This window comes from Nitrosospira sp. TNL200, from assembly GCF_055386305.1.
In genome coordinates this window covers 260,131-278,225 of record NZ_AP041003.1, presented here as the reverse complement: position 1 = coordinate 278,225, position 18,095 = coordinate 260,131, and the positions used below count along the sequence as shown (strand labels likewise).

17 protein-coding genes are annotated in these 18,095 nt (G+C 54.1%); 8 read left to right on the top strand and 9 right to left on the bottom strand.

Features of this window, described 5'->3' with window-relative positions; translation table 11 throughout:
• Positions 1-8: 8 nt before the first annotated feature.
• The 9 genes from xrtB to epsA all read right to left on the bottom strand — a co-directional run bounded on the left by xrtB (position 9) and on the right by epsA (position 11,471).
• Complete coding sequence (gene xrtB / locus ACZ5CE_RS01310; protein WP_464575959.1) at positions 9-914, bottom strand: exosortase B; 906 nt, start codon at positions 912-914, stop codon at positions 9-11.
• 543 nt (positions 915-1,457) lie between these two features.
• Positions 1,458-2,402: a chain length determinant protein tyrosine kinase EpsG gene (gene epsG, locus ACZ5CE_RS01305; RefSeq protein ID WP_464575958.1), complete on the bottom strand. Its 945-nt coding sequence runs from the start codon at positions 2,400-2,402 to the stop codon at positions 1,458-1,460.
• A 16-nt stretch (positions 2,403-2,418) separates the two neighbouring features.
• Positions 2,419-3,840, bottom strand: coding sequence for a chain length determinant protein EpsF (gene epsF / locus ACZ5CE_RS01300; RefSeq protein WP_464575957.1), 1,422 nt, complete (start codon positions 3,838-3,840; stop codon positions 2,419-2,421).
• 13 nt (positions 3,841-3,853) lie between these two features.
• Positions 3,854-4,663, bottom strand: coding sequence for a polysaccharide export protein EpsE (gene epsE / locus ACZ5CE_RS01295; RefSeq protein WP_464575956.1), 810 nt, complete (start codon positions 4,661-4,663; stop codon positions 3,854-3,856).
• Between the two features lie 42 nt (positions 4,664-4,705).
• Positions 4,706-5,698: an EpsD family peptidyl-prolyl cis-trans isomerase gene (locus ACZ5CE_RS01290; protein WP_464575955.1), complete on the bottom strand. Its 993-nt coding sequence runs from the start codon at positions 5,696-5,698 to the stop codon at positions 4,706-4,708.
• Positions 5,699-6,075: 377 nt separating this feature from the next.
• Complete coding sequence (locus ACZ5CE_RS01285) at positions 6,076-7,569, bottom strand: hypothetical protein (protein ID WP_464575954.1); 1,494 nt, start codon at positions 7,567-7,569, stop codon at positions 6,076-6,078.
• Between the two features lie 94 nt (positions 7,570-7,663).
• The gene (epsL, locus tag ACZ5CE_RS01280; RefSeq protein WP_464575953.1) at positions 7,664-8,947 is read right to left on the bottom strand and encodes an XrtB/PEP-CTERM-associated polysaccharide biosynthesis outer membrane protein EpsL; all 1,284 of its coding nucleotides are present in this window, start codon (positions 8,945-8,947) and stop codon (positions 7,664-7,666) included.
• A gap of 306 nt (positions 8,948-9,253) precedes the next feature.
• Positions 9,254-10,669, bottom strand: coding sequence for an undecaprenyl-phosphate glucose phosphotransferase (locus ACZ5CE_RS01275; protein WP_464575952.1), 1,416 nt, complete (start codon positions 10,667-10,669; stop codon positions 9,254-9,256).
• Complete coding sequence (gene epsA / locus ACZ5CE_RS01270; protein WP_464575950.1) at positions 10,662-11,471, bottom strand: XrtB/PEP-CTERM-associated transcriptional regulator EpsA; 810 nt, start codon at positions 11,469-11,471, stop codon at positions 10,662-10,664. The genes ACZ5CE_RS01275 and epsA overlap by 8 nt, the downstream gene beginning before the upstream one ends.
• A gap of 947 nt (positions 11,472-12,418) precedes the next feature.
• Between epsA and ACZ5CE_RS01265 the strand changes: the two genes are divergently transcribed.
• The 8 genes from ACZ5CE_RS01265 to ACZ5CE_RS01230 all read left to right on the top strand — a co-directional run bounded on the left by ACZ5CE_RS01265 (position 12,419) and on the right by ACZ5CE_RS01230 (position 17,985).
• The gene (locus ACZ5CE_RS01265; protein WP_464575949.1) at positions 12,419-13,747 is read left to right on the top strand and encodes a tyrosine-type recombinase/integrase; all 1,329 of its coding nucleotides are present in this window, start codon (positions 12,419-12,421) and stop codon (positions 13,745-13,747) included.
• 98 nt (positions 13,748-13,845) lie between these two features.
• The gene (locus tag ACZ5CE_RS01260; RefSeq protein ID WP_464575948.1) at positions 13,846-14,610 is read left to right on the top strand and encodes a hypothetical protein; all 765 of its coding nucleotides are present in this window, start codon (positions 13,846-13,848) and stop codon (positions 14,608-14,610) included.
• A 168-nt stretch (positions 14,611-14,778) separates the two neighbouring features.
• Positions 14,779-14,997 carry a DNA-binding protein gene (locus ACZ5CE_RS01255; RefSeq protein WP_464575947.1) on the top strand — a complete coding sequence of 73 codons (219 nt, stop codon included), beginning with the start codon at positions 14,779-14,781 and terminating at the stop codon, positions 14,995-14,997.
• Positions 14,994-15,410 (top strand): hypothetical protein, encoded by a 417-nt coding sequence (locus ACZ5CE_RS01250; protein ID WP_464575946.1) that lies wholly within the window; start codon positions 14,994-14,996, stop codon positions 15,408-15,410. Before ACZ5CE_RS01255 ends, ACZ5CE_RS01250 begins: the two co-directional genes overlap by 4 nt.
• Before the next feature lie 276 nt (positions 15,411-15,686).
• Positions 15,687-15,935, top strand: coding sequence for a hypothetical protein (locus ACZ5CE_RS01245; RefSeq protein ID WP_464575944.1), 249 nt, complete (start codon positions 15,687-15,689; stop codon positions 15,933-15,935).
• Entirely contained in the window at positions 15,928-16,377 is a 450-nt protein-coding gene (locus ACZ5CE_RS01240) for a hypothetical protein (protein WP_464575943.1), read from the top strand. The genes ACZ5CE_RS01245 and ACZ5CE_RS01240 overlap by 8 nt, the downstream gene beginning before the upstream one ends.
• Positions 16,374-16,793, top strand: a complete 420-nt coding sequence (locus ACZ5CE_RS01235; protein ID WP_464575942.1) for a DNA primase — start codon at positions 16,374-16,376, stop codon at positions 16,791-16,793. The genes ACZ5CE_RS01240 and ACZ5CE_RS01235 overlap by 4 nt, the downstream gene beginning before the upstream one ends.
• On the top strand, positions 16,786-17,985 hold the full coding sequence (locus ACZ5CE_RS01230) for an AAA family ATPase (protein WP_464575941.1): 1,200 nt from the start codon (positions 16,786-16,788) through the stop codon (positions 17,983-17,985). Before ACZ5CE_RS01235 ends, ACZ5CE_RS01230 begins: the two co-directional genes overlap by 8 nt.
• Positions 17,986-18,095 lie beyond the last annotated feature (110 nt).

Sequence of the window (18,095 nt, the reverse complement as noted above, 5' to 3'; positions counted from 1 at the left end):
ACCTCGTTTTATGCATTGCCATGGCTGTGCCGCAGCTTGACCCCAAGCTGGAGCAGCGAGTCCACTCCGATAATCAGCAGCAGCGCGCTGAGGAACAGCACCATGCCTGCAAATCCGTGCAGGAAACCTTGCCCAGCCTCATCGCCATAGTGATAGGTGATCAACGTGAGTATCATCACGCGTATGACATTGGCGGTAAAAGAGATGGGGACAATGAGGATTGCGAGCGCCACGTTGCGGAAAAGGGAATCGTGTCTGATGATGTTGAGATAAAGCAATCCCAACGCTTCAAGCGTAAATAGCGTATGCAATCCCGCACACGCATCGGCTACAAGCAATTTATACTGCCCGACCTGGAGAATGACGCCAGTACGGGCGATGGGATAACCGGCCCAGAAAAGAATATTTTCAGCGACATAGGAGACGGCCATTTTCATGGGCATGGTCAGCATATCCACGAGCGGCGCGGGCAGCGGAATCATGAACAACATGAAGAATAACGGAAACCATTGGGATTTCAGGGCCGCTCTTCCCCGGATGAGCAGGATAAAGGAAGCAAGCAGCCAGATGACAGATCCGACCTCGAAAGCAAGAATATCCTGCGAACGGCCCAATACATAGAGCAGCAAGCCCGACAGGAAAACCAGCCATCCGGCAGTGGTGGAAGGGGAGTGGCCCTCGCTCGATTGCCACATATCCGGCCATTTTCGATAAAAAAGCCAGCAGGAGATTCCCAGCACGATGGGCCCATGGGCTTGCTGATCGGTGCCCCAGACGCCCTCGAAAAGATCGACGAGCGTGGGCAGGTAGAGCACCAGCAGGCCTGCAATGATCGGTAGCCAGGTGAGCAGTCTGGACGACCAGCTCCGGTGGCTCGATGTTCCATTAATCAGGATTGGAGAATTCGTACCCATTTTTCAAGAGCATCCGTTCTTCTATATGACATGATTGGTTAGCAGGAAACCCATTGAGCCATGCTTTCATCCGCTTATCGACTCGTGCTGCTGCCGACCGTTGAGTACATGCACTTGCATCGAACTCACGCTCCCCATCTTTGCATGTTGTATGCCCGGCAAAATAAACATTCTTTTCCCCTGAATACTGGCTGCCACGCTGCATCCGCAAAAAGCTGGAAATCAATCAGGGAAAAGATGATGCCGCTCACCACTCTTAAGACCTGGCAAAATTGAGAGAAATCAACGTTCCATACTGGTATCCCGTTTAGGCAGGATGAAACAGCGTAACGGTCTGGAGACTAGTGTCCTTAACCTGAAATACGTTGAATAAATACTTGGGCCATTCCCGCGATAGCGCGAATCCAGCAGCTTGAAAAAGCTCTGGATTCCGGCTCACCGCTGGCGCGGCGTCCGGAATGGTAAATATTTTCATGCAATAATCTACGATTCACCACACTAATTATGCCGTTGATTTACCAGATGAAAACGCATCCTTGAGTTTCATTTTTGCTGGCCGGGAAGGATGTTCAATACCGCGCCTACCAGTTTGACGCCGGTGTGATCCAGATCACGGGCTAGCGAAGCAATATCTCGCACCGAACTTCTATTTTTACATGCAAGCAGAAGAGCAGAACCCGTTCCAGCAGCGATCATCTGAGCTTCGGCGTAACTGCTGGAAGCCGGCGTGTCGAAAATGATGATATCGAAGTCCCTTGCAAAGGATTGCAACAGTTCAGCAAAACCGGGGCGGCCAAGAAGTTCTTGCGGGTTAGGCGGAACCGGACCCGCGGGCAAAACATATAGTCCTGGCAGCAAGGAAATGCGGGCTATGGCCTCGGCACCTGTTCTCCCCGCCAGCAAAGTGGAGAGGCCGGCTTTATTATTAATCTTGAACAGCTTATCCTGACATGGCACTCTCAAATCTGCGTCAACCAGTAGAGTACGCTCACCCAGTTGAGAAAAAACAATGGCTAGATTCGCGGCAACGAAGCTTCTTCCCTCCCCTTTGCCGGGACTCATCACTGCCAGCATCTTCTGGCGTGCCTCAGGCTTGAACCAGCGCAGCATGAGCTGAGCACGCACGGAGCGAAGCTTTTCCACAGTATTGCTCAATGGCTGGTAAGCGGCGACAAGACGCCGGCTCAGGCTGCTATCGTCGGCCGGCAGATAGAGATTGTCGAACTGACGTGAAAGTGCAAACTGAATATCATCTTCTGTAAGCAGACCCAATTCGATGGCCGCCTCGCCAAAACGCTTACCTTCATCCAGTTGCAGGCGGGAAATACGTTCCGCATTTTCTGCGGAAAGACGTCCAGTGTGAACCAGGATCGCGCCGATCGAACTCCCGCTCCCCGGCGTTTCGGTTTTACCGTAGATTGGCGCCTCGCCCGAACCCGGCGCGGGGGGTCGTTTAATGGTCGGAAAACTGCTACTCAGAGGTTTCATGTCAATTCGCCGTGCATCAGGAAGTTTCTGTTCCCAGCAGGCGGTCGGATTTATGCCGGGAAAACCTGTTGGGTAACAGCTTGATCCCCCTGGATGGCAACGCAGATGACGACAGCGTCGCGAGTACAGGGAGATCAATGATTTCTATGAGATCTTCTTCGGAACGTACCCGGCGATTACGGAATTCACGTATCAAGGCCATGGCAACACCGAGCAGCGTGCCAACGAAAGTGGCAACAAGCAAGTTGATCAAGATCTTTGGACGAGAGGCTTCCGTCGGCATGGATGCAGGGTTCAGGATAGCAATGTTCGTTTGTGCGGCAAGACTTTCAAGCCGGGTCTGAGTCGAACGCTGACTCACGCCCTCGAACGCACGCTGCGCGGCTTCTACATCGCGCTGAAGCACACTGATCTGATCACGTTGTCCGTTGAGCTCAAGTACCCGTCTTTTTTGCAATTCCATTGCTTCACGCAGTTCCTTTTCCTTCTCCTTTCCAACCTCATAAGAAGTGCCTATGCTTTCCGAGATCTGCCGAATTTCACCCGCCAGTTTTTTTCTCAGTGACGCCAGTTCGGATTGAGCACGCTGCGTTTGGGGGTGGTTTCTGCCGAGATTGACGCTGCTTTCCTGGAGCTTTGCCTCGAGCCGGGCGATATCCGCTTTAAGGCTATTGACCAGCGGGCTTTGCATTACCTCTGGCAGGGTTTCCGAGTTGAAAGAAGATTTCCGCTTGCTGCTGCTGTCGGAAGTCTGCGCCTGGACGATCGTTAATTGGGTGGAAAGATCGTTAAGCTTGGTAACCTCATGATCCAGGCGCTCATCGATAGCGACGATGCCCGCTTCCTGCTGATGTGCGGAAAGCGCGCGCTTGGCTTGCTCCAACTCGTCGCGCAGCGTCTTGGTCTGATCCTCGAACCAGGTCGCATATAGGCGCGCCGGCTCGACCCTGAGCTCCAGATTGATTGCAATGTAGGCTTGCGCAAAGGCGTTGGCAACCGCTGTGGCGAAGGCAGGGTCATTTGCGGTGAAATCGATATTGATCACATTGCTGTCACGTGCCGGCTTCAGGTCAAGCTTCTTCTTGAGCAAATTAGCCAGCCAGGCAACCAGATCACCCTTGCCCTCGGTGTCATCCATCCATTGCTCCTTGACACTTGCGCTCTCATCCATGCGCAATAGCTTGACAACGCGCTGAGCAACGCGATCGCTGTATATGATATCCATCTGAGTGGCCATATAACTCGGCGTGGCAAGCGCCGGCAAAATACCGGCGAGGGGATCGGGCGATTTGACATCCACCACAACCGCAGTACTGGCTGTATATTGCTTGGGAAGCAGCAGGCTGATCACGAGCGTGGCGGTTACCACGAACAACAAGGTAAAAATCACCGCCTTGTAGCGAGCCCGGAGAATAAGCAATATCTGTCGAAGCGTCATGTGACAATAATCCTCAGAAAATGCTTTCGCGCACGTAGATTATGTCGTTGGGTTGAACAAGATCAGTCATCTCGGGTGAGAGCTTCACCACCTTCCCATCGTCCTGCTTTCGATGTAGACGCAATCGCCACTCGCTCCCCCGTGGGGTTGGCCCACCGCCTTGAGCCAGAGCCTGCATGACTGTCATGCCGCGTTCTATACGGTATGCTCCCGGACGCTGGGCTTCTCCATAAATATAGAAAACAGGGGCGCGATGCACATAGATCACATCCCCACCCGCCAGATAAATATCTTCGTCCGGCTTCTCGCCAAGATAAAGCGCAGGAATATCGATGACCTTGCGGAAGTGCTTTCCGTCACGCAGACCCGACACGATGGCATAATCATCGCCAACCATCGTAGCCCCTCCTGCTGAAGCCAGCATATCGCTGACACGGCTCAGGGTCTCTAGGGGAAATCGCCCCGGCCGATTGACTTGCCCCAGCACGCTTACCTGGCTGCCGCGCATCTGCAGGAGGACGATATTGACCTGCGCCTGCTTGATGTACCCACCCTTCTTGAGCGCATCCGAGATTTTTCTTTCCGCCTCGGCGATGGAGAGACCCCCGACTTCCACTGCGCCGATGAGCGGATAGGTAATGGAGCCTGTTTCCGATACGCGGGTTTCGGTAGTCAGATCAGGATTCTGGAAAACCTGAATACGCAGGATATCGCCCGGACCGAGCGGATATTCCAGGTTATCCTGCCCGCTGGCGCCGGTCGTAAAAAAAACAATAAACAATGCGAGGAACAGGGGAAATTTTTTAATAATGGACGGTATCATGGTCTCAAGTTTTTCCTTATGCTTTCGGAATTGAACGAATTGTCACTTCAATCCGGCCACGCCTTTGTCAATCGCAATATCCGTGGCAGACGTTGATGCAGCGGGACTGGCTTTTCCGGCATTGCTGGCCGTTGCAGCAGTGTCACTGGCAGTTGCAGAAGCGGGCTTCGTTTCCGTAGTGCCTGGACTGGCATCGGCAAACTCACCCATATAAGTGATTTTGGCATTCGCCTTCAGCGTCTTGAATTCTTTTTTGGCGGCTTCCGACGTTCTTTGATTTGCAAGAAACTGCTGGATACGCGGCAGCGCGACGTCTTCCGCTACGGGTACCGACTGCGCGCCGGCGAGCCTCATCACTGTAATGGACTGGGGAGCCTGCATTATCATCCCCTGCCCCACCTTGAGAGGATGGATCTTCGGCAGTATTTCGAGAGGGATCTGTTCCGCCGGACGCGTGGCGCTGCCGGCTGCGAATTTGATATTCTTGCCTTTCAGCCAATTTGCAATCTCTTCCATTGATGATCCTTTCTGCAGCATTTCGCCTAGCTGATCGGCGATGCCTTCGGAAGACGGGAGCACGATTTCCTGGATGTTGTAGATCCGGCGCTCGGCGAAGAGCTGAGGGTGAGCGGCATAGTATTCCTTTGCCTCGGCAACGGTTGGCTTAGGCAGCTCTGCCGCAATTTGTTCCACGTAGGCGCGGGCCAGTATTTCTCGCCGCGCGTTCTCGATGGTCATCAGCACATCCGGCGCCCGATCGAGCTTTTTCTCCACGGCCTGCTCGACAGCGAGTTCCTGATCGATCAGCCTGTCGAGGATTTCACGACGAAGCTTGGGCGCGGCCTCGGGTTTGCTGGCGGCCGGAGTTCGGGAGAGAACGTAATTGACCTGGTGAACGGAGATTTCTCCGGAATTTACTTTAGCCGCAATCTGGCCAGCGGGTTTCGTGGATTCCTTGTTGCCACATCCCGCGAGCCCGGCAATAAGCGGAAACGATAATACCAATGATATGGTTTTTATATGGCTGAGTTCCATGTATGCTCGTTCGAAAATTAATATATATAAAATGCCTGTCCAACCTGGTACGATTGCCTGGCTGGTTCCCTGAACCCATTCAGGCTCGATGCCTGCCTCTGCTGCTCCGGCTGCACCTGCCTGCAATTCCGATACTCCTGATACTCGATTCCATGATGGAGTAGAGGATATACACGGGGTCTGAAAGCGTCAATCAAAGTTTTCTGCAGATTTATCCCGATATTCTCCGCCGTTTCTCCATAAAGCCGACAGGATAAAAAAGCAAGCCTTTACAATAAAGTAAAGGACGCCCCATTTGAAGTCAATAGGCCGTACAGTCTATCTTTCGAGGCCGCCCAAGCTTGTCCGGCTAGCCGCTTCGCGGTTATCCTGTTTACTTACTTGTGCCTGAGCGATCGCACCAGATTTCCGGATTCTCCGGCAAGTATCGCAGCAATCTTCAATAACCTGCTTTTCAGGATGAAGTAATGCCCATCCGGGGGATTGACCGGTATCTGCGCAACCTCGGGAAGGCATAGGGCAATGATCTCACGCTGAAGAGATGCGCCATCCCTATCGGTTGTTTCGTCCAGCCCAAGCATGATGCCGTAGAAGTAGTCGCAATTAACCGGGTGTATCGAGACCGGGTCCAGTAGATCCAGCGATTGCTCGATCGAAGCTGACCAGCAGCCGAGCCTTTGGTCCCGGTAGAATAAATCCTGCCAGGGAACAGCGATGGCATGCGTGAGGCGCCACCTTGCCCATTCGCGAAGCGAATCGGCGCTTGCCTCATTTCTAAAATAACTATTGAACCGTGCCATAAGCCGCTCGGGCCGATCCACTATTTCTTCCAGCCTCAGGCCGGACAGCTTGCGATAGAAATACTTGCGCCCTATCTCCCAGCACCCCGATCTGATCAGCCAGCTTCGAGAATCAAGCTCATCGAAACTTCCGCGCGCATAGAGTTCACGGTCGGCATCCACCACACTGCCGTGGATATGAAGATCGTACTCTTCCAATCTGTCACGCAGCAGTTTATTACTGGTCACGTATCGATGGCTAATGCCATAGACAGCCGAAATCCGGGGCGGCAGAGTCATATCGGCCTTGCTTATCCGCGGATGTTCCAGTGTCAAGGTCGAGAATGGAACGCCGGATGACTGGAGCACGGAAAAAGTGGTTCGTGAATCCAGCCCACCGGTCAGCGCAAGGATTATCGAATTATGGTCTTCCTGCCGACCCATGCTTCGAAATACTTGCGCAATGCCAGCCGATATTTCGCTGGCTGCATTCCGGACGCCTGTTCCGGTAGGCACCGCGGTCAATCGATCGAAGAAGCTTACTTGACGGGTAGCAGGATTATAGATCTGGTCCGGCAATAGCTTGCGTACCCCGGAAAGCTTGCTTAAGGGACCGGGAAACCAATTGATGCCATACCAGCCAAGTATGCGCGTATCGCGGACGGACGAAGGGGCCAGCCGCGAGAGAAGCGCAAGGCTGCCCGAAATAAAAACGCTTCTGTCATCCTCCAGTATATAAACCCCCAGCAACGATGCAGCGTCGGTAATTACCGCCGAGCAGCTTAGCAGCAGCCAGCGCCCCGACCAGGTTATTACGAGTGCGGGAACATCGCTGCTGGCGGATCGGGATATAGCGATGGCTGGGTCATTGGAAGATGCGCCCGCTACCTGAAACGCATGGCCCAGCAATGCCCACTGCTGGCCTGAGGCATCCATGACGGTTGTGACGTTGAGCCAGGGGCAGTAATGGAGGCGAAAGTTGCCAAAACTTATACTGTGCCAGCCGTCCGGGATATCGATCGCAGCATCAGAGAAAACAAACTGGCGACGGTGGGTTCTCGAAGTGGAGTCAGCCTGCGGTTTCGCACTCATCAGGTTACAACCGTTTTGTTGGACTCGTATTTAAACGAAAATCCCCGAATTCAAAAACCTCGATTCGAAGGAGGAAAAGAGATAGCTTGCTGGATCAGAAATTAAGCCTCGCAGAAACGCTGGCTGCGGCACTGTCGTAATCGAATCCTCTGTGATTGGAGCTTCGGTGATCCCTTTGCAAAGTTGCGCTGACCAACAGCGCATTCATGGGACGCCAGTCGAAAGCAATAAGACCGGAGTGAACCGCATCGCTCCGGTCCTGGTTGGGAAGGACGACAACGGCACCGCGAAAATCACGCATGGTGTAATCATAGCGCAGGCGCAACGCCATCTTGTCGCTGATCTGCCACACAGGCTGGAAGGAAAAGCGATTATTGACAACAAAGCTGCTGGAAAAGATCTCAAATCCACTAAGCTGAAAATTGAGCGAGGTTTGCGAATTGAACAAATCGCGCGCCCAACTGGCAGTGATGCGCGTCTTGCCGGTAACCTCCCAGTTCAGATTGAAGTTGCCCACGATTCCCGAAAAATTACGCTGAGAGAAGTGAGCATGCGTGCGTTCCAGATGACCCACTCTCCCGTCAATCTTCGTCTTCGCGGTAATGGGCCAGATCATTTGAAAATCATGCTCCATTTCGCTGAAGCGCGTATCGAAAAGCGCGCTCGCATTCGGCTCGGCTCGATTGATGAACTGACCTGCGCCACTTCTGACTTTATAGGTGAACGAGGCACCTGAAGGAAAGGCATAGCGTATGCCTCCCTCGATGGACCGTACTCTGTTATTGAAGTCCTGCACGTTGAGCCGGCTGTTCTTTCTCGTATCCTGCGCGAACCCGCCGATCAACCTCCACGCCCCGTCGATCTCATAAACAGCGTCAAACCTGAGATTATCATCGGTACGTAAATTCCGGTTGGTCGAGTTTACAAACCCGGTAAGATCGGCAAAATTGTTCAGGGCTTCCCTGTGGCCACTGCTCATCCTTCCATGGAAATACGGAGTGATGAACCAGTTCCATGCCGCAGTATAGTTCTTCGCCACGAAATTGAGGAAGTCGAAATTATTGTAGCGATTGTCGACAAGGCTTCCGTTGAACTCGAATCGCTGCATCGAATAGGACTTGTTCAGGTTGAGCGTGGCAGTGGAAATGATGATCTGATCGGCCCTGGTAGGTTTGCCGACAAAACGCTCGGGGTCGATTGTGGATGACAGACGAAAGATATTGCTATCGTAGGTGAACGTGCTGCCAACAGTCACATTAAGCGTGTCCCCCGCATCGGCGATGGCATACCTTGGGATCAGGGATACCAATCCAGCAGCAGCGAATGCAATCCATCGGGCATAACAAGGGAAAGATTCAGCAACAAACTTTTTTTTCATCAGGTCTCTTCATCTTTCCTGGGCGCGATATACCGTATAGATAACGCGTTGGCCGCCTGAAAGGTAGCCGAAGTGTTATTTGCTGACAATAGGCTGGAAGAGCTATTGAAGCTCAGTTTAAGGAGCGGAAGGTGCCTGAAAGGTTGTGCCTGAAGCTATCCCCTGCCAGAGGCGGCAGGATTGGAACCCTCAGGAAGTTTAACCCAAACCGGTACAGGCAGCAATATTGCCTGTTTGCCACCATTTTTTCACGCTTTCGTCCGATATCATCTCATATCATCTCGTGAAGCCACTCCTGCAACGGCCTCAGTACACGCTACGGTCTTTGGACACGACCATGATAGTTTTGAGGATGATATGCAGGTCCAGTCGCAGGGACCAGTTGCGCAGGTAGTCGAGGTCGTGGTCGATGCGGGCTTGCATTTTGTCGAGGGTGCGGGTTTCCCCGCGGTAGCCGTTGACCTGGGCCCAGCCGGTGATGCCGGGCTTGACCTTGTGGCGGATCATGTAGCCCTTGATCAGGTTGCGATAGATCTCGTTGTGGGCCACTGCATGGGGGCGGGGGCCGACGATGCTCATGCGCCCCTGCAGCACATTGACGAACTGGGGCAGCTCATCGAGCGAGTTCTGGCGCAGGAAGGCGCCGATGCGGGTGATGCGGGCATCGCCCTTTTGCGCCTGGCGGATCTGCTCGCCGTCTTCGCACACGCGCATGGAGCGGAACTTGTACACCAGGATCTCCTCGCCGTCGAGGCCGTAGCGGCGCTGCTTGAATATCACCGGCCCGGGCGAGTCCAGCTTGATGGCAAGGGCGATGAGCAGCAGCAGCGGGGAGATGAGGGCGAGAATGATGAGGGACAGGAAGATGTCGCTTGCCCGCTTGATGAGGCCGGCTGATCCGGTGAAGGGCGATTCGCATACCGAGATGACGGGGGTGCCGCACACATTGCCGCTTCGCCCCTGGATCAGGTCGGTGATGAACATGTCGGGCACGAAGTAGATGGAGGCGGTGGTGTCCTTGAGCTCGTCGAGCACATGCAGGATGCGCGGCTGCGAGGCCATGGGCAGGGAGAGGTAGATGAACTGGATGCGGTTTTCCTTGACGAAGTCGGGCAGCTCGCGCAGCCTGCCCAGGAGCTGGTTCCTGGCGGCCTGGTGCAGGCGCTCCTGGTCGCGGTCGTCGAAAAAGCCGCACAGCTCGATGCGGGAGTAGCGCGCCTCTGCGATGCGCGCGGCCAGGGAAGTTCCCTGTTCGTTCATGCCCACGATGATGGCGCGCTGCGGCGGGCCTTGCAGCGCCAGCAGGAAGGGGGCGGCCGAGCGCAGCAGGAGATGGGCGCCTATCTGGCTCAAGGGGGCGATCCATAGCCAGGTGAGCAGGGCGTGGCTGGAGAATTCGGCGATGTAGCCGGTGGCAAGGCCGAGAAAGAACAGCAGCAGGGCCACCCAGAACCAGCTGTAGAGGACGTCGAAGATGAGCCGCTTGATGGAATACTGCAGGCGCGAGGTGCCGGGAAAGGTGACGGAGAAGACAATGACGGCCAGGATGAGGTAGGGCGGAAGCAATTCGCCTTCGATGCTCGCGCTCACGTACCACAGGGAGAGGGTGAGCATGGCCGGGTCGAGGATGGCCTCCAGGGCGCTGAGCATGTTGTTGCCCAGCGGCCCCTTGCTGGGGGTGGAGAGGGTGGAGGCCGAGAAGGTGGGATTGGCTTCAGCCATGGCTGGGGTGGCGCTCGATCTTGGATACGGCCTGCATGCGGTTGTAGACGTCCAGCTTCTTGAAGATGTGCTGCAGGTGGTTCTTGACGGTGAAGGAGCTGATGGAAAGAATGCTGCCGATCTCGGCGTTGGTCTTGCCCATCCTGACCCAGTCCATGATTTCGGCTTCGCGCTTGCTCAGCCCGTAGTCTTCGCCAGCCTCGGCTTCGCCCATGCCCGGCTCTTCCTGCGACAGGAAGGGCACGGCCACGGAGGGCGGGGACAGGGGAGCCACCCGGCGCAAGGCGGTATCGATGTAGGGCAGGAGGATTTCCATGGCGTTCAGGGTGGAGGCATTGAACCGGTCTTCGGAACTGAACAGGATGTACAGGCAGTCGTGGCGTCCGCGCTTGTCGCTGATGCCGTGCAGCAGGGTGGAGCGCATGCCTTGCAGGGCTTTGCCGAAGGCGCAGTGCAATCCCATGTCTTCCTGCAGCAGCCCGGGCTCGTCCGTCCCGGAGGAGCAGGGCATCCTGCCCAGTTCAACCCAGTAATTATAAAGCCGCCGCAAAAGCGGTGAAAGCCCTTCTGGCTCCAGGTGCGCCGTCCTTACTCCGGGCAGCGCCGAAATGATGTCGTGGCGTATGGCCCCGGATGCGAAATCCCCCCAGGCAACCAGCATGATCTCATGCGGAAGATAGTGCTGGATCTCGCCTTGCATCCAGCCCAGCAGATCGCAGTGCCGCCGTACCGCTATCCCTTCCTGTATTATCCTTGAATACCGCTGTAATTGATCTATCGAAAGTGAGGTGAAGAAAGCCATGCTGGATTAGCTCGTCAGTTGAATATCAGTAAAAAAGATTCTTTCAGGCTCCGACCCATCCCGCCATCCCGCACGGACGAACGGCGTGTCCGAGCGGCAATATCGGCTTTTTCCTCTGGCAATAACACTCACTTACCCATTGGATAGACCTGAATCGACTTTGAGCAGATTGGATGCTTGAGAGAACTTCACCCGCTCTAAAACCGGTCAGAACTTTTCTGGTGGACTAGAGGTGGGGGCGACTAAACATAGATACCTTAAAGAAATATGTCTGTGCGATTACTCACATTGAATCGCTCAAACACTTCCCGGCTCGCATTTGGTCCCTTATTTTTCCAGTCTATTTCCGCCAAGAAATGAAATCAGAAAATCTGGCGCATCCGTCGCACCAGTACCAGTATTTCCTAAGCATAATTCATGCCTGGAATTTAGAGTAAAAAAATCAATAACTTGAATGATATATGCGACCGGATGTTGTCGCAAAGACCGGTGATCGCCGCCAGTTCAGCTCTAAGTTATTGTAGTTATTGATTATTTGTTGTCGCTAAAAAGCGACAACTGATTAGGAACGGAGTTGTTCACGGCAGTTTTTACCGAAAGGCCAGCGACGGCATTGTGTTCGCGATATCGGGGAAGTGAAATTTTAGAATGAGATTTATTCACTGCCCATATCCGCGTACGTCTTTTAACGTATTGAGGATAAAAGAGGAATGCTCAAAAGCGTGAAAACTTGATGACGGGGGATAAGATGGGGTGGCTGATGGGGATCGAACCCACGACAACCGGAATCACAATCCGCCTAAAAGGGCATTTATCTATGTTGATTGACATTCCAAAAATTGCCATATTTCTTTGTTTTCAGCTAATTGACCGATTCCACCCTTTCGTTGTGTTGATCAATATTCCGTTATATACTGAAAATCGGGTTACAAATCGGTTACAAATTTATGGCGAAGGTAAAACTAACTGCTGGAAGGATCGAAAGCTTTCATTGTCCGAAGGATAAACAGCAGGCTTTTTTGTGGTGCGATGAAGTTCACGGTTTCGGAGTAAGAGCGACCGCCGGTTCAGATCGAAAGCGATACATTTTCCAATCCAAGGTTAAGGGGCAATCCATGCGTGTCACGATAGGCGACGTGGCCGTATGGAGCATTACCGAAGCACAGAAAGAAGCCCGCACGCTGCAAGTTACGATAGACCAGGGCGACGATCCGCGTCAGGTGCAAGCCGATGCGGAAGCGGCAAGAATAGCAGCAAGGATGGCCAAAGAGGCTCAGGCAATCGCTCAGGCTGCGCAGGAGGCCCGAAAATCCGTTACCCTGGGGATGGCATGGGATGAGTATTTGAAAGCCCGCAAGCCCTTCTGGGGCGAACGGCACTATGCTGACCATGTAGAGGCCATACAAGCCGGTGGGCAGACAAGGAAACGAAGCCATAAATTAACCGAGCCAGGCACCCTCACATCGTTGGTAACGGTACGCCTTATTGACCTGAGTCCCGAGCTGGTGACAGAGTGGGCAAAGGTTGAGAGCAAAAAACGCCCTGGTAGAGCTCGCCTTGCCAGCCGTCTGCTATCTGTTTTTCTCACCTGGTGCGCAGAGTATCCAGCCTATCGGGATCTGGTAACTGGTAATGCCGCCAGAACCAAATCTATCCGTGAAATACTCGGCAAACCACAAAAGAAAGATGACGCGCTACAGCGTGAGCAATTGCCGGCATGGTTCAACGCCGTAAAGCAAATCGGGAACCCTGTCGTTTCGGCCTATTTGCAGACCCTGCTGTTGACAGGCGCACGCACCAATGAATTGACAGCGCTTCGATGGAATGAGGTTGATTTTCAGTGGGCCAGCATGACCATAAAAGACAAGATGCAGGGATTGCGTGTTATTCCCTTGCCGCCCTACCTGGCCCACCTATTGACCGCATTACCGCGCCGAAATGAGTTTATCTTCTCAAGCCCTTCGGCTGCGTCCGGCCACCTGGAAGATCCTCACGATGCGAATTACAGGGTTTGTGCTGTTGCTGGGGTGGAAGTCACCTTGCACGGCCTACGCCGCAGCTTTGCAAGCCTTTGTGAGTGGATAGAGATGCCTGCCGGAATTGCAGCGCAGATCCAGGGGCACGCACCCCAGGGAGTGCGCGAACAGCACTATATCCGGCGACCGCTCGATCTGCTGCGCATGTGGCACGTGAAAATAGAGGCCTGGATATTGGAGCAGGCAGGAATTGAATTTATACCGGAGAAAGCCGGTTTACAGGTGGTGAAAAACACCTGACGATCAAGCTCCGGACTATCCCGACGGGGAGAAAAGCGGAAACCTTCACCGCCTGTCTGGCGCCCTTATTTTGAGGGACACCTGAAGGGGTGTTTAGATTGGATGGTTTTGTTGACCTGAAAAATATTCAGGTTCGCATGGAATTGCGTGCGTTCGTGTTACGAGACCTGGGGCAATATGTAAAAGATTGCTATGGAACGTTTCATCATTACTATGGCGATCTTCGGGAATATGATATTGAAACCGCGGTTCTTGATCAGATGCTTGGTCAAAAACTCAGGTATTCCGCCATCTATTCCGGAATGCCTGAGAGACAACGCCAGGCTAGCAATCTGCTCATTCATATCAGTTATTATCGTGTTACCACTCTGCGAGCATTTCAGAAGCAGCACGGCGCGTTTACGTTACGGGAGCTGTTCGGTTCACGCGCCGCCACCGCGGCCGGTTTAAAGCTATTCGAAGATGTGCCTGAGTTCGGTGATTGGGAAGAAATCAGCGCGAGAATAGAGCGCAATTTTCCGGAGGTTGTACGAGCGTACGCTGCTCACTTATCAGGTGAGGAGAAAAAAAAGATATTATCTTTCATTGAGGACAACAACCAGGAAGCTGATAAGGTTGAGGCTGGGCAGAACGTGGAAACACTGCCACCGATAGAAAATTGGAAAATGCGTATCCAGGCGCAAGCCGCCGCTCTTTGGCGCCAACAGATAGCATATGGTTGCAGTCCCAAAAAAAATAACATCAAGACCGATCTTGCCAGGTGGTGCAGGAAAAACGAAATTACTACAGATAAAGGAACATTTCCCAGCGAAGAATATATTTATCGCCACGTCCTGAGACATTGGAATCCACCTACTGGGTAGGCAAATTCGGCAAGCTCAGTTAGGCAAACTTTGCCTACGACGCAGAATCTTTCGAAACCCGCATAACTGCTTGCTTTGCGGGTTTTTTGTTGTCTATTGACTTTTGCTCTTTGCCCAATCGTGATTGAACCATTATCAACAATGCCGAATGGCTAAAGGTGGTTCAACATGCAAACAGGAGCAGATCAGCGCTTCACGCCGTTGGAGCAAGAAACACGCGCAGCAATCCCTACCGATGCCGCAGCGCATCATCTGAACAGAAAGCCGCAAACTCTCCGCGCCTGGGCCTGCCTTGAGAACGGCGCTATCCGTCCTATTCGCATCAATGGCCGCCTGGCGTGGCCTGTTGCCGCAATCCGCGCTTTGCTGAAGGAGGAAGCGCAATGAGCGGGCCAGACATCGATTCCGACAAGCTGCGCGAGGACGGTCTTTCGTATACCAGCGATCAGCTCCTGGATGCGGCATTGGTGGTAGCTGGGCTATTCAATCTGGATGATCCATCACATGAAATAATCCGGAAGCATCCCACGTTAGTTTTGGGTATAGCACAACTTGCACACCTGGACGAACGGGCTGAAGAGCGACGTATACTGAAGGAACAGGAAATTAAAGTCCTTCGGGACATCGAGCGTAGCCTGGCAACGCTTGCAATTGCGAATACCGAGGTACTTGTCGGAGAGCTGAAGGAAAACTGGCTCAAGGCTTTCCCGAACCATACCGAAGCCGAACTGGCGGATGCCATGGGTTACTTCGAAAAGCTGCGGTTTGCCGGTGGCGTGGTTCGCAATGATGATAAATAAATCAGTCCACGCCTTGACACCCACATGCAGACGGGATTATTCTTTCCCTACCGGTGCAAACCACCGGGCTGGTTTGACAGCCAGTGTGTCAGGCGGACAACCGCCTCTGAGCGGTTTTTTTACGTCCGTCATACATGGATCACCCTTTTTGGGTGGCTCGTGTGGGAGGGAGAGATCCCTGCCGGTCCTGACCCGGTCTGTCAACCCGCACGAGTCCGCCCACCCGTTTGACAGCGGGGGAGCGGAAAACATTAACCGCTTAGTCAGGAGTCTTACATGAAAGCCAATTCCCCTGGCGCGTCCGCGCCTGTATCACCCATAGATCCCAATACGCTGTGCGACGCCATCGACCTGCTGGATGAGGCGTTTGCCATATCCGTATTCATGGCCGGAGCAATCGGCCCGGATGTTTTGTCGGATAAAGAAAAGGCCGGCTTCCATTTAATCATGTGCGACATGGCTGACCGCATCAAGAAAGCTTCCTCCATTGTGGACGAGTACAGGGAGGGTGCGAGCCATGACTAAATACGCCCCCTGCCTTCCCGCTATTCCAAAACGTCACGACTACAAGGCGAATAGAGGAAAAATTTTGGGCCCCGTTCAGCTTCCTTTTTCACGGCTTCCCAAATGTATAAAAGAAATGGAGAGCGTGCCTTGTTGCCACTGGTATGTTCCTCGCATCGACGATTATGAATTGGCGTGCCGTATCGGAATGGAATATGCGGCGCATTTTGTTCAGTATCTTAAAGATGAACCGAACGCAGTGTCGAATAACATTCTCGGTTACATCGCACGTGATATCGACTTTGATGATGATTCTGATGCCGCAGGCTATTGGGTAGGCTTTTTTACTGAGATATCTCGATATCTCATGAAGGGCGCAAAGCGCATCGATGTATTTGCTGAACTGGATAAGCAAATTGCTAAGGAAGAGCGTGCATGTGCTGACCTGGACGATGCACCATGAGCGCCCACAAGTTGCTGTCTCTGCTTCGTGGCGTCAAGCCCACCGGTCCTAGCCGGTGGGTTTCCCTTTGCCCAGCCCATGAGGACAAGCGGCCTTCCCTGGCCATCCGCGAGCTGCCGGATGGCCGGATTTTGATCCATGATTTTTCAGGTTGCGCCGCAAGCGACATTCTCGCGGCAGTAGGGTTGACCATGGAAGACCTGTTTCCGGAGCGCCAGGACGGCTACAGCGGCGCGAAGGAGCAGCGGCCTTGGCATCCTCTGGACGTGCTGCGCTGCGTAGCCTTCGAAGCCCTGATTGTGGCGATTGCAGCGAATAACCTGGCCAAGGGAGCGGCGCTGCCGGAGGCCGATATAAAGCGGCTGCAGCTGGCAGCGGGCCGTCTTCAGGCTGCGGTGGGGGTATGCGATGGGTAACACCATTTCGAGCATAGAGCGCGGCGCTGCCGCGCTGGACAAGAAACTCAAGAATTCCGGACTCACTCCGGAGCAACAGCGCTACATCGACCGGGGTCATGGCGTGCAGACGTCTGCACGGTCCCGTTTGAAGCTGACCAGGGCGAGCGACGTCAAGCCGCAGCCTATTCGCTGGCTTTGGCCGGGAAAAATCGCGCTGGGCAAGCCCACCCTGATCGCCGGCGATCCGGGCCTGGGAAAAAGTATGCTTACCGTCAACCTGGCGGCGCACGTCTCAACCGGTAGATTCTGGCCAGCAGGCGGGGGTGCCTGCCCACTGGGTGATGTGCTGTTCGTCTCGGCCGAGGATGATCCGGCCGATACCATTCGGCCGCGCCTCGATGTTGTGGGGGCCGATCCGTCGCGGGTGCATATCGTCGGCGGGGTGGAAAGCCTGAACCAGGACGGGGACCCGGAAACGCGGCTGCTGAGTCTGCGGCGTGACCTGGAGCCCATCCGCGAAGCTGCCTTATCTCTGCCGCAATGCCGCCTGATCGTGGTGGATCCAGTATCTGCTTACCTGGATGGCGCGGACTCGCACAACAATGCCGAGGTGCGGGGCGTGATCGCACCACTATCCGAGCTGGCCAGCGACATCGGCGCGGCGATCATCTTCGTGACACACCTGAACAAGGGCACGGGCGGATCGGCACTCTATCGTGCAACGGGGAGCCTGGCATTCGTGGCGGCCGCGCGTGCCGCTTTCCTGGTAACGCGGGACAAGGGTGATCCCGCCAGGCGCTTGTTCCTGCCACTCAAGAATAACCTGGGGCCAGACGCTACCGGCATGGCCTATCGCATCGAGGAAGTGGATGGCGTGCCGCGTGTGGCATGGGAAGACGAATGCATATCCATATCAGCCGATGAGGCGCTTGGCCGGGATGATGACCAAGGTGATCACGAAAGCACGCTCGCCGGCGATGCGGCCGAATGGCTGAGTGATGTGCTATCAAGTGGACCGGTACCGAGCAACGATGTGAAGAAGCATGCGAAGGAAGCAGGGTATTCCTGGGCAACAATCCGGCGAGCACAAGCGGCACTCGCCATCAAGCCGCAGCGTATCGGTGGCGTGGCGGGCGATGGTGCATGGGTTTGGACTCTGCCGGAGGAACACAAAAGCCCACAAATGACACTGGAAGCGGACCATGAGTAAGACGCTCACGCTATCACAAAGATGCTCACATAACCTGTTCACTGAACAACTTACCCAACAACAACTATATATAAGGCTTATAGGTAAGTTGCTCAGGCTGTCCATGAGTC

Excerpts from the sequence above, each read along its gene's own strand:
- ACZ5CE_RS01245 (WP_464575944.1), top strand. The coding sequence starts at position 15,687 with ATGAAAGCCAATTCCCCTGGCGCGTCCGCGCCTGTATCACCCATAGAT.
- ACZ5CE_RS01265 (WP_464575949.1), top strand. The coding sequence starts at position 12,419 with ATGGCGAAGGTAAAACTAACTGCTGGAAGGATCGAAAGCTTTCATTGT.
- ACZ5CE_RS01250 (WP_464575946.1), top strand. The coding sequence starts at position 14,994 with ATGAGCGGGCCAGACATCGATTCCGACAAGCTGCGCGAGGACGGTCTT.
- ACZ5CE_RS01275 (WP_464575952.1), bottom strand. The coding sequence starts at position 10,669 with ATGGCTGAAGCCAATCCCACCTTCTCGGCCTCCACCCTCTCCACCCCC.
- epsF (WP_464575957.1), bottom strand. The coding sequence starts at position 3,840 with ATGACGCTTCGACAGATATTGCTTATTCTCCGGGCTCGCTACAAGGCG.
- epsE (WP_464575956.1), bottom strand. The coding sequence starts at position 4,663 with ATGATACCGTCCATTATTAAAAAATTTCCCCTGTTCCTCGCATTGTTT.
- ACZ5CE_RS01290 (WP_464575955.1), bottom strand. The coding sequence starts at position 5,698 with ATGGAACTCAGCCATATAAAAACCATATCATTGGTATTATCGTTTCCG.
- xrtB (WP_464575959.1), bottom strand. The coding sequence starts at position 914 with ATGGGTACGAATTCTCCAATCCTGATTAATGGAACATCGAGCCACCGG.
- ACZ5CE_RS01230 (WP_464575941.1), top strand. The coding sequence starts at position 16,786 with ATGGGTAACACCATTTCGAGCATAGAGCGCGGCGCTGCCGCGCTGGAC.
- ACZ5CE_RS01255 (WP_464575947.1), top strand. The coding sequence starts at position 14,779 with ATGCAAACAGGAGCAGATCAGCGCTTCACGCCGTTGGAGCAAGAAACA.
- ACZ5CE_RS01285 (WP_464575954.1), bottom strand. The coding sequence starts at position 7,569 with ATGAGTGCGAAACCGCAGGCTGACTCCACTTCGAGAACCCACCGTCGC.
- epsG (WP_464575958.1), bottom strand. The coding sequence starts at position 2,402 with ATGAAACCTCTGAGTAGCAGTTTTCCGACCATTAAACGACCCCCCGCG.
- epsL (WP_464575953.1), bottom strand. The coding sequence starts at position 8,947 with ATGAAAAAAAAGTTTGTTGCTGAATCTTTCCCTTGTTATGCCCGATGG.
- epsA (WP_464575950.1), bottom strand. The coding sequence starts at position 11,471 with ATGGCTTTCTTCACCTCACTTTCGATAGATCAATTACAGCGGTATTCA.
- ACZ5CE_RS01240 (WP_464575943.1), top strand. The coding sequence starts at position 15,928 with ATGACTAAATACGCCCCCTGCCTTCCCGCTATTCCAAAACGTCACGAC.
- ACZ5CE_RS01235 (WP_464575942.1), top strand. The coding sequence starts at position 16,374 with ATGAGCGCCCACAAGTTGCTGTCTCTGCTTCGTGGCGTCAAGCCCACC.